Raw genomic sequence first — 10,136 nt, 5'->3', positions numbered from 1 at the left:
GCGCCCCCCCCCCGGGCCCTCACCGCGCGGCCCCCCGGCCCGTCCCCGGGGGGGGCGCCCCGCTCCGTCGTATGCCGCGTGGCCGGCCGTGGGTGGCCGGCCGTACGGGGTCGGCCGTGCGGGGCTGGCCGTGCGGGGTCAGCCGTGCGGGGTCCAGAAGTCCAGCAGGGTGCCCACGCCGTGTTCCACGGACTTCCACGAGCCGGTGAAGGAGACGACGGCGAGGGCGGAGGTCGGGAAGCCGGTGCGGTTCATCCGGGCCAGTACGTCGCCCTGCGCGCTCCCGGAGAGGGCGTCGGCGAGGGCGTGCATACCGGGGTTGTGGCCGATGACCAGGAGGTTGGTGACCTCGTCGGAGGTCTCGTTGAGCAGGGCGATGAGCTCGCCCGGCGACGCTTCGTAGAGCCGGTCCTCGTACGAGGTCTTCGGCCGGTGCGCGAGCTCCTGGACGGCGAGCTTCCAGGTCTCGCGGGTCCGGACCGCGCTGGAGCAGAGGGCCAGGTCGAAGGTGATGCCGGTCTGGGCCAGCTTCTGGCCCGCCGCCGGGGCGTCGTGACGGCCGCGCTCCGCCAAGGGGCGCTCGTGGTCTGTGCCGTCCGACCATTCGGCCTTGGCGTGCCGGAGGAGGACGATCCTGCGGGGGGTGTCGGCGCTCATGGCTCCCAGCTTCGCATGAATCGAGCCATGGGGCGCAGGGTCTTGAGGGCGCTCACCCCCGGGTGCGGGGCGCGCCACGGCGCGCGGGCGCGGCGGGCGCGCTCCCCGGGGTCCGGGGTGCGGTCAGCCGACGACGCGCAGCAGCTGTTCGGTGACCTGGACGAGGGCCGAGCCGCCGTCGGACGCGGCGTGGGCCTCGCCGGATCCGGCGAGCAGGACGAGCAGGAGGCCGAAGGCGAGGGCGGGCAGGGCCAGTGCCCACCAGGGCAGTCGGGCATCGGCCCCGAGGGCTCGGGGAGGGGACGTGTGCGTGGGGGCCGACATGGCCGCCTCCGTGGGGTGCGCGTGGGACGGGCTCGCTCTTGCTCTTCGAATCTAAGGATTCGAGCCGGCGGTTCCCATCGGGGACGCACCCCACTTCACCCTGACCCTGACCCCCTAGGGGTTGGGGGGGGTAACCCCACCATGGGCGCGGTTACGGGGAGGCGAGGGTGGCGATGACGGAGATGACCACGGTCAGGACGAGCATCGCGCCCAGCACGAGGCCGAGCTTCTTGTGACCGTTCTGGGGGTTCGGTTCGAGTACGGGCGACATGCCGTTCAGTCTTGCATGCCGCATTCGTCCTCGATCGTGCGGTCCCGGCCCGCGCGCAGGCCGAGGACGATCTGCGGGACGAGCAGACCGGCCATGACGGCGAGGGGCAGGTCCCAGCCGCCGCTGTGCTGGTAGAGGGCGCCGATGAGGAGCGGTCCGGGGATGGAGATGAGGTAGCCGGTGCTCTGCGCGAAGGCGGAGAGCCTGACCACTCCGGCGGGGGACTTGGCGCGCAGTCCGATCAGCGTGATGACGAGCGGGAAGGCGCAGTTGGAGACGCCGAGCAGTACGGCCCAGGCCCACGCGCCGGCGGCGGGGGCGAAGGAGAGCCCGAGGTAGCCGGCGAGGCCGAAGACGCCGAGGGTGGCGGCGATGGGGCCCTGGTTCTTCATCCGCCCGGCGAGGCCGGGGATGACGAAGGCGAGCGGGACGCCCATGACCATGGTGACGGCGAGCAGGACGCCCGCGGTGGAGGCGGAGACCCCGGCGTCGCGGAAGATCTGCGGCAGCCAGCCCATCGTGACGTACGCGCCGGTGGCCTGGAGGCCGAAGTAGCAGGCGAGGGCCCACGCGGTGCGGCTGCGCACGACGCGCGGGCCGGCGTCGGAGGCGGCGCGGGCGGCCGGACCGGCGGCGGAGGCGGCCCGACCGGCGGAGGCAGAGGCGGCGGCCGCCTTCTCCTTGCGGGCCGCGGCGGCGATGGCCAGCCAGGGCAGCACGGCGGCGACGGCGAGGAAGCTCCAGATCAGCAGGCCGGTGCGCCAGTTGCCGCCGAGGGCCTCGGTCATCGGGACGGTGGCGGCCGCCGCGAGCGAGGTGCCGGCCGCCAGGGCCATGGAGTAGAGGCCGGTCATGGTGCCGACCCGGTCCGGGAACCAGCGCTTGACGATCACTGGCAGGAGCACGTTGGTCAGGGCTATGCCGGCCAGGGTCAGGGCGCTGGCGGCGAGGAACCCGGCGGCGTCGCTCGCGAAGGGCCGGATCAGCAGGCCCGCGGCCACGGCGGCCATGCCGGCGCAGACGACGGCGGCCGGGCCGAAGCGGCGGGAGAGCCGGGGCGCGGTGATGCCGAAGACGGCGAAGCACAGGGCGGGTACGGAGGTGATGAGTCCGGCGACGGTGCCGCTCATGCCGAGGCCCGTGCGGGTCTCTTCGAAGAGGGCGCCGAGGCTGGTGATGGCGGGCCGCAGGTTGAGGGCGGCCAGCACGATGCCGACGAGGAGCACGGGGCCGAGCCAGGCCGGCTGCGGGGCGGCGGCGGAGCCGGCCGGCAGCGTGCCGCCGGCCGCTCCGGGGGCGGCCTGGGCGCCGCCGTGGGGCAGCGGGGATGCCGTGCTCGCGGCCCGGGGCCGGTTCAGGGTCTGGATTTCTTCGTCGGACATTCAGCCATCATAGAATCATGGGATGATTGGTTGTCCAGTCGCCCGCTCCCCCTGTCCGGAAAGGAACCCCGACCGCATGCCGTTGACCTCGCCCCGGCGATCCGCACTCGTCGACCAGGTGATCGCCCAGCTCAGGAACCAGATCACCACCGGCGAATGGCCCGTCGGATCCCGCATCCCCACCGAGCCCGAGCTCGTGGAACTGCTCGGAGTCGCGCGCAACACCGTGCGGGAGGCCGTCCGGGCCCTCGCGCACAACGGCCTCCTCGACATCCGCCAGGGCTCGGGCACCTACGTCATCGCCACCAGCGAACTGGCCGGCGTGATGCACCGCCGCTTCGCCGGGGCCGACCCGCGCCACGTCGCGGAGCTGCGCTCGACGCTGGAGTCCTCGGCCGCCCGCCTCGCGGCGGAGCGGCGGACCGAGCGGGACCTCGTACAGCTGGACGCGCTGCTGGCGCGGCGCGAGCAGGCGTGGGCGGGCGGGGACGCGGAGGTGTTCGTCGCGGCGGACGTGGCCCTGCACATGGCGGTGGTGGCGGCCTCGCACAACGACGTGCTCATCGAGCTGTACGCGGACCTCGGCGATCTGGTGGCCGACTGGCTGCGCACCGACGTGGGCAAGGACCTCGATCCCGCGTCCCACCTGGACCACGCCCGGCTGATCGAGGCGGTCCGGCGCGGGGACGGGGACGCGGCGGCCTCGGAGGCGGCCGGCTATCCGTTCGCGTGCCTGGGCGGGGAGCCGCGGGTCACTGCCGCTGGTGGCTGACCCAGGCGGAGCGGACCTCCTTCCAGCAGCGGCTGGTGAGCTCCACCCGGCCGGCCGGGCCGACGGCCACGGCGGCGCCGTCCCCGTCCACGTCCCACCAGCGGTCGCATTCCACGTGCAGGCGGACCAGATCGGTCTCGGGATAGCCGTTGTGGCAGTACGCGACGACCCGCGAGCCCTCGATGCTGGTGTCGCAGTCCGCTCCGAAGAGCTCCCGGCCGACGGGGCGCGCGGGCTGTACGGGCGGCTCCGCGGGGATCTGGGCCGGGTCCACGGCGGCCCGCTCCCCCGGGGCGGGGACCGGGGCCAGGGCCTCGGGGCCGGCGACCGGGTCGTCGTTCCCGGACTGCGCGACGGCTCCCGGGATCAGGAATCCGGCCAGGACGATCGAGGTGACCAGCAGCGATACCGCTCGGCTCCGGCTGGCGCGCACTCCCGTACCTCCTCCCCGCAGGAGCCGGGAAGATCCCGACGGTGCCAGTTTGCAGGGGAATGTCCCGATATTCGACTCGGGAAGATCCGAGGAGACGGCGAACATCTGACCGAGCCCCCCGGCGCGGCCCCCGCCGCCCCACGCGAAACGGCGGCGGCCGCGCCTCCCGGAAAGGGGAGACGCGGCCGCCGCCGTACGGATGGACAGCACCTCGACCGGACAGGTCGCCGCCGGTCGGGTCAGGTCAGGTCAGGTCAGGCACCCATCGCGTGCAGACCGCCGTCGACGTGGATGATCTCGCCGGTGGTCTTGGGGAACCAGTCCGACAGGAGGGCGACGACGCCGCGGCCCGCGGGGTCCGGGTCGGCCATGTCCCACTCCATCGGGGAGCGCTGGTTCCAGATGTCCGCCAGGTCCGAGAAGCCCGGGATGGACTTCGCGGCCATCGAGCCGATCGGACCCGCCGAGATCAGGTTGCAGCGGATCTTCTCCTTGCCCAGGTCGCGGGCGAGGTAGCGGCTGGTGGCCTCGAGCGCGGCCTTGGCCGGGCCCATCCAGTCGTACTGCGGCCACGCGTACTGCGCGTCGAAGGTGAGGCCGACGACCGCGCCGCCCTCGTTCGGCGGGAACAGCGGCTTGCAGGCCATGGTCAGCGACTTCAGCGAGAACGCCGAGACGTGCATGGCGGTGGCGACCGACTCGAACGGCGTGTTCAGGAAGTTGCCGCCGAGCGCGTCCTGCGGCGCGAAGCCGATGGAGTGGACGACGCCGTCGAGGCCGCCGAGCTCCGCGCGGACGAGCTCCTCCACGCGGGCCAGGTGCTCGTCGTTGGTGACGTCGAGCTCGATCACCTTGGCCGGCTTGGGCAGCTTGCGTGCGATGCGCTCGGTCAGCGTCGGCCGCGGGAACGCGGTGAGGATGACCTCGGCGCCCTGCTCCTGGGCCAGCCGGGCGGTGTGGAAGGCGATGGAGGACTCCATCAGCACCCCCGTGATGAGGATGCGCTTGCCCTCGAGAATTCCGCTCATGGTGATCAGTGACCCATGCCCAATCCGCCGTCAACGGGAATGACGGCTCCGGTGATGTACGCGGCGTTGTCTGACGCCAGGAAGCTGACGGCGGCCGCGATCTCCTCGGGCCGCGCGTAACGGCCCAGGGGCACCTGGCCGACGATGCCGGCGCGCTGCTCGTCGGTGAGCACCTTCGTCATGTCGGTGTCCACGAAGCCCGGGGCCACGACGTTGAAGGTGATGTTGCGGGAGCCCAGCTCACGGGCGAGGGAGCGGGCGAAGCCGACCAGCGCGGCCTTGGAGGCCGCGTAGTTGGCCTGGCCGGCCGAGCCGAGCAGGCCGACGACCGAGGAGATCAGGACGACGCGGCCCTTCTTGGCGCGGAGCATGCCGCGGTTCGCGCGCTTGACCACGCGGAAGGTGCCGGTGAGGTTGGTGTCGACGACCGAGGCGAAATCGTCCTCGGACATGCGCATGAGCAGCGTGTCCTTGGTGATGCCCGCGTTGGCGACCAGGACCTCGACCGCGCCGTGCGCGTCCTCGACCTCCTTGTACGCCTGGTCCACCTGCTCGGAGTCGGTGATGTCGCAACGGACCGCCAGCACGCCCAGAGCCGTGAGCTCCGCCGGCGGCTCACCCGACCGGTACGTGATCGCGACCTTGTCTCCGCCCTCCGCGAAGGCTCGGGCGATGGCGAGGCCGATGCCCCGGTTTCCTCCGGTGACGAGAACCGAGCGGCTCAACGGATCACCCTTTCGACTAGCGGTCTGAATACCAAAAACCTATAGGTCATGTCGCCCGTACGGAGAATCGGGCTCCGACAGGGCCTTGGTACGGGCTCTGTCGAGTCCCTACAGAAAGATGTAGGCACGGCAACCCACGGCGCGACATGATCGTGCTATCTGCCCCGACCTCGGGAGGACTTCCGTGCCCCATTCCATCGACGCGGCCTTCGCCGCGCTGCCCTTGCGGGCGCTCGCCGACGCGGCGCTCGCCCGGGCCCGCGCGCTGGGTGCCGATCATGCCGACTTCCGCCTCGAGCGGATCCGCAGCGCCTCCTGGCGGCTGCGGGACGCCAAACCCTCCGGCGGGTCCGACACCACCGACCTCGGCTACGCGGTCCGGGTCGTCCACGGCGGCAGCTGGGGGTTCGCCTCCGGGGTGGACCTGACCATGGACGGCGCCGCCAAGGTGGCCTCGCAGGCCGTGGCCATGGCCCAGCTCTCCGCCAAGGTGATCAAGGCGGCCGGCTCCGACGAGCGGGTCGAACTGGCCGATGAGCCGGTCCACAAGGACAAGACCTGGATCTCCGCCTACGACGTGGACCCCTTCGAGGTGCCGGACGCGCAGAAGGCGGCGCTGCTCGCCGACTTCAGCGCGCGGCTCCTGGCCGCCGACGGGGTGGCCCACGTGGACGCCTCGCTGCTCGCCGTCCACGAGAACAAGTTCTACGCCGACACGGCGGGTACCTCCACCACGCAGCAGCGGGTGCGCATCCACCCGCAGCTCACCGCCGTCGCCGTGAACGCGGCCACCGGCGAGTTCGACTCGATGCGCACCATCGCCCCGCCGGCCGGGCGCGGCTGGGAGTACCTGACCGGCACCGGCTGGGACTGGGACGCGGAGCTGGAGGCGATCCCCGGCCTGCTCGCCGAGAAGATGCGGGCGCCGAGCGTCGAGGCCGGACGCTACGACCTGGTCGTGGACCCGTCCAACCTGTGGCTGACCATCCACGAGTCCATCGGCCACGCCACGGAGCTGGACCGGGCACTGGGCTACGAGGCGGCGTACGCGGGGACCTCCTTCGCCACCTTCGACCAGCTGGGCAAGCTCGCGTACGGCTCCCCCGTCATGAACGTGACGGGCGACCGGACCGCCGAGCACGGGCTGGCCACCATCGGCTACGACGACGAGGGCGTCGAGGCCCAGAGCTGGGACCTGGTCAAGGACGGCACGCTGGCCGGCTACCAGACGGACCGGCGGATCGCGAAGCTGACCGGTCTCGGCCGCTCCAACGGCTGCGCCTACGCCGACTCCCCCGGGCACGTGCCCGTGCAGCGGATGGCGAACGTCTCGCTCCGGCCCGACCCGGGCGGGCTCTCCACCGAGGACCTGATCGGCGGGGTGGAGCGCGGGATCTACGTGGTCGGCGACCGCTCCTGGTCGATCGACATGCAGCGCTACAACTTCCAGTTCACCGGGCAGCGCTTCTTCCGCATCGAGAACGGCAAGCTGGCCGGACAGCTGAGGGACGTCGCGTACCAGGCCACGACCACCGAGTTCTGGGGGTCGATGGAGAAGGTCGGCGGACCGCAGACCTACGTCCTGGGCGGCGCCTTCAACTGCGGCAAGGCCCAGCCGGGGCAGGTCGCGGCCGTTTCGCACGGCTGCCCCTCCGCGCTGTTCCGCGACGTGAACATCCTGAACACCACGCAGGAGGCCGGACGATGAAGTCGTCGAGTACGCGAACCCGTCCCCACGAGATCGTCGAGCGTGCCCTGGCGCTGTCCACCGCCGACGGCTGCGTCGTCATCGCCGACGAGGAGTCGACGGCCAATCTGCGCTGGGCGGGCAACGCCCTCACCACGAACGGGGTCACCCGCGGGCGGACCCTGACGGTCATCGCCACCGTCGACGGCAAGGAGGGCACGGCCTCGGGGGTCGTCTCGCGCTCCGCCGTCACGGCCGCGGACCTCGAGCCGCTGGTCCGGGCCGCCGAGGCCGCCGCCCGCGGAGCCGACCCGGCGGAGGACGCGCAGCCGCTGGTCACGGGCACCCCGGCCTCGCCGGACTTCACCGACGCCCCCGCCGAGACCTCCTCGGCGGTCTTCGCGGACTTCGCCCCGGCCCTCGGCGAGGCCTTCGCCCGGGCCCGCGCGGGCGGCCGGGAGCTGTACGGCTTCGCCAACCACGAGCTGGTCTCCAGCTACGTGGGCACCTCCACGGGGCTGCGCCTGCGCCACGACCAGCCCAACGGCACCCTGGAGCTCAACGCGAAGTCCCCGGACCGCCAGCGCTCGGCCTGGGCCGGCCGCTCCACGCGGGACTTCAAGGACGTGGACCCGACCGTGCTGGACGCGGAGCTGGCCGTACGGCTCGGCTGGGCGGAGCGGAAGATCGACCTGCCCGCCGGGCGGTACGAGACCCTGCTGCCGCCCACGGCGGTGGCCGACCTGCTGATCTACCAGATGTGGTCGGCGGCGGCCCGGGACGCGGTGGAGGGCCGGACGGTCTTCTCCAAGCCCGGCGGCGGGACCCGGCTCGGCGAACGGCTGTCCCCGCTGCCGCTGACCCTGCGCAGCGACCCGAACGCGCCCGGCCTGGAGTCCGCGCCGTTCGTGATCGCGCACAGCTCCGGCGACGACGCGTCCGTCTTCGACAACGGCCTGCCGGTCCCGGCGACCGAATGGATCAAGGACGGCGAGCTGGCGCGGCTGATGACGACCCGGCACAGCGCGGGCCTGACCGGGCTGCCGGTCTCCCCGTCGTTCGGGAACCTGATCCTGGACGGGGGCGGCGACAAGTCCCTGGAGGAGATGGTCGCGGAGACCGAGCGCGGGCTGCTGCTGACCTGTCTGTGGTACATCCGCGAGGTGGACCCGGCGACGCTGCTGCTCACGGGCCTGACCCGGGACGGCGTCTACCTGGTGGAGAACGGCCGGGTCGTCGGCGAGGTCAACAACTTCCGGTTCAACGAATCCCCCGTGGACCTGCTGTCGCGGGCCTCGGAGGCCGGCCGGACCGAGAAGACCCTGCCGCGCGAGTGGAGCGACTGGTTCACCCGGGCGGCGATGCCGGCGCTGCGGATCCCCGACTTCAACATGAGCTCGGTCAGTAAAGGCGTCTGAGGTGCGGACCTTCCCCGCCTAGACTGGCGGGGAAACCCCCAGCTTTCTGTTTCATCTCGTTCAAGGAGACCCGGAACCGTGACGGACATCGTCGACGAACTGAAGTGGCGCGGGCTGTTCGCCCAGTCCACCGACGAAGAAGCGCTGCGCAAGGCGTTCGCGGACGGTCCCGTCACGTTCTATTGCGGCTTCGACCCGACGGCGGCCTCGCTGCACGTGGGTCACCTGGTGCAGGTCCTCACCGTGCGCCGGCTCCAGCAGGCGGGCAACCGTCCGCTGGCGCTGGTCGGCGGGGCCACCGGGCAGATCGGCGACCCGCGGCCGACCGCGGAGCGCACCCTGAACGACCCGGAGACCATCGCGAACTGGGTGTCGCGCCTGCGCTCCCAGATCGAGCCGTTCCTGTCCTTCGAGGGCGAGAACGCGGCGGTCATGGTGAACAACCTGGACTGGACTGCGGGCATGTCCGCCATCGAGTTCCTCCGGGACATCGGCAAGCACTTCCGCGTCAACAAGATGCTGACGAAGGACTCGGTCGCCAAGCGGCTGGAGTCCGACCAGGGCATCAGCTACACGGAGTTCAGCTACCAGCTGCTCCAGGGCATGGACTTCCTGGAGCTGTACCGGCGCCACGGCTGCGTGCTCCAGCAGGGCGGGTCCGACCAGTGGGGCAACCTCACCGCCGGTCTCGACCTGATCCACCGGGTGGAGCCGGACGCGCACGTCCACGCCATCGCGACCCCGCTGATGGTCAAGGCGGACGGCACCAAGTTCGGCAAGTCCGAGAGCGGCGCCGTCTGGCTCGACCCGGAGATGACCACCCCGTACGCGTTCTACCAGTTCTGGCTGAACGTGGACGACCGGGACGTCTCCACCTACCTGCGCATCCTGTCCTTCCAGAGCCGTGAGGAGCTGGAGGCGCTGGAGGCGCAGACCGCCGAGCGGCCGCAGGCGCGCGCCGCGCAGCGGGCGCTCGCGGAGGAGCTGACCACGCTGGTGCACGGGGCCGGCCAGTGCGCCGCCGTGATCGCGGCGTCCAAGGCGCTGTTCGGCCAGGGCGAGCTGGCGGACCTGGACGAGGCCACGCTGGCCGCGGCCCTGTCCGAGCTGCCGCGGGCCGAGGTCGCGGAGCTGGGCCAGGTCGTGGACCTGCTCGTCGAGACCGGGCTGGTCGCCAGCAAGTCGGCGGGCCGGCGGACCGTGAAGGAGGGCGGCGCCTACGTGAACAACGTGAAGGTCACCGCCGAGGACGCGGTCCCCGCCAAGGAGGACCTGCTGCACGGACGCTGGCTGGTGCTGCGCCGCGGCAAGAAGAACCTGGCGGCGGTCGAGGTCACCGGCTGACCTCGGGCGCCCGGCAGGGCGCGCACGACGCGGGGGCCGGGGGGGGGGCCGACCGCCGGGGCCCCCGCGGGGGTAAAAAAGAAAGCCGAGCCGCC

Annotated in this window: 11 protein-coding genes; 4 read left to right on the top strand and 7 right to left on the bottom strand. The window is 72.3% G+C overall.

The genetic code is table 11. The features are described 5' to 3' along the window. Positions 1 to 138: 138 nt before the first annotated feature. The 4 genes from ACWF9Z_RS22085 to ACWF9Z_RS22070 all read right to left on the bottom strand — a co-directional run bounded on the left by ACWF9Z_RS22085 (position 139) and on the right by ACWF9Z_RS22070 (position 2,634). Positions 139 to 657, bottom strand: a complete 519-nt coding sequence (locus ACWF9Z_RS22085; RefSeq protein WP_453604445.1) for a SixA phosphatase family protein — start codon at positions 655 to 657, stop codon at positions 139 to 141. Between the two features lie 123 nt (positions 658 to 780). Beyond that, the gene (locus ACWF9Z_RS22080) at positions 781 to 981 is read right to left on the bottom strand and encodes a hypothetical protein (protein ID WP_453604444.1); all 201 of its coding nucleotides are present in this window, start codon (positions 979 to 981) and stop codon (positions 781 to 783) included. Positions 982 to 1,132: 151 nt separating this feature from the next. After that, complete coding sequence (locus ACWF9Z_RS22075) at positions 1,133 to 1,252, bottom strand: SGM_5486 family transporter-associated protein (RefSeq protein WP_453604443.1); 120 nt, start codon at positions 1,250 to 1,252, stop codon at positions 1,133 to 1,135. A gap of 5 nt (positions 1,253 to 1,257) precedes the next feature. Next, on the bottom strand, positions 1,258 to 2,634 hold the full coding sequence (locus ACWF9Z_RS22070; RefSeq protein ID WP_453604441.1) for a CynX/NimT family MFS transporter: 1,377 nt from the start codon (positions 2,632 to 2,634) through the stop codon (positions 1,258 to 1,260). Between the two features lie 76 nt (positions 2,635 to 2,710). Here ACWF9Z_RS22070 and ACWF9Z_RS22065 point away from each other — a divergent pair, with 76 nt between their 5' ends. Further along, on the top strand, positions 2,711 to 3,406 hold the full coding sequence (locus ACWF9Z_RS22065; protein ID WP_453604440.1) for a FadR/GntR family transcriptional regulator: 696 nt from the start codon (positions 2,711 to 2,713) through the stop codon (positions 3,404 to 3,406). Here ACWF9Z_RS22065 and ACWF9Z_RS22060 read toward each other — a convergent pair. From ACWF9Z_RS22060 to fabG, 3 genes are all read right to left on the bottom strand, one after another. Next, positions 3,387 to 3,839 (bottom strand): hypothetical protein, encoded by a 453-nt coding sequence (locus ACWF9Z_RS22060; RefSeq protein WP_453604438.1) that lies wholly within the window; start codon positions 3,837 to 3,839, stop codon positions 3,387 to 3,389. The two genes, ACWF9Z_RS22065 and ACWF9Z_RS22060, sit on opposite strands and share 20 nt — an antisense overlap. 254 nt (positions 3,840 to 4,093) lie before the next feature. Continuing rightward, on the bottom strand, positions 4,094 to 4,867 hold the full coding sequence (gene fabI, locus ACWF9Z_RS22055; RefSeq protein ID WP_356660738.1) for an enoyl-ACP reductase FabI: 774 nt from the start codon (positions 4,865 to 4,867) through the stop codon (positions 4,094 to 4,096). Between the two features lie 5 nt (positions 4,868 to 4,872). Beyond that, positions 4,873 to 5,592 (bottom strand): 3-oxoacyl-[acyl-carrier-protein] reductase, encoded by a 720-nt coding sequence (fabG, locus tag ACWF9Z_RS22050; protein WP_453604437.1) that lies wholly within the window; start codon positions 5,590 to 5,592, stop codon positions 4,873 to 4,875. A 184-nt stretch (positions 5,593 to 5,776) separates the two neighbouring features. Between fabG and ACWF9Z_RS22045 the strand changes: the two genes are divergently transcribed. The 3 genes from ACWF9Z_RS22045 (at position 5,777) to tyrS (ending at position 10,041) form a co-directional block, all read left to right on the top strand. Continuing rightward, positions 5,777 to 7,300 (top strand): TldD/PmbA family protein, encoded by a 1,524-nt coding sequence (locus tag ACWF9Z_RS22045; RefSeq protein ID WP_453604436.1) that lies wholly within the window; start codon positions 5,777 to 5,779, stop codon positions 7,298 to 7,300. After that, a complete protein-coding gene (locus tag ACWF9Z_RS22040; protein ID WP_453604435.1) occupies positions 7,297 to 8,697 on the top strand; it encodes a metallopeptidase TldD-related protein in 1,401 nt (466 codons plus the stop codon). The genes ACWF9Z_RS22045 and ACWF9Z_RS22040 overlap by 4 nt, the downstream gene beginning before the upstream one ends. A 78-nt stretch (positions 8,698 to 8,775) precedes the next feature. After that, positions 8,776 to 10,041 (top strand): tyrosine--tRNA ligase, encoded by a 1,266-nt coding sequence (gene tyrS / locus ACWF9Z_RS22035; RefSeq protein WP_453604433.1) that lies wholly within the window; start codon positions 8,776 to 8,778, stop codon positions 10,039 to 10,041. The last annotated feature ends 95 nt before the right edge of the window (positions 10,042 to 10,136 follow it).

Source organism: Streptomyces sp. NPDC054961 (genome assembly GCF_053609145.1).
This window is presented reverse-complemented; position numbering and strand designations above follow the sequence as displayed.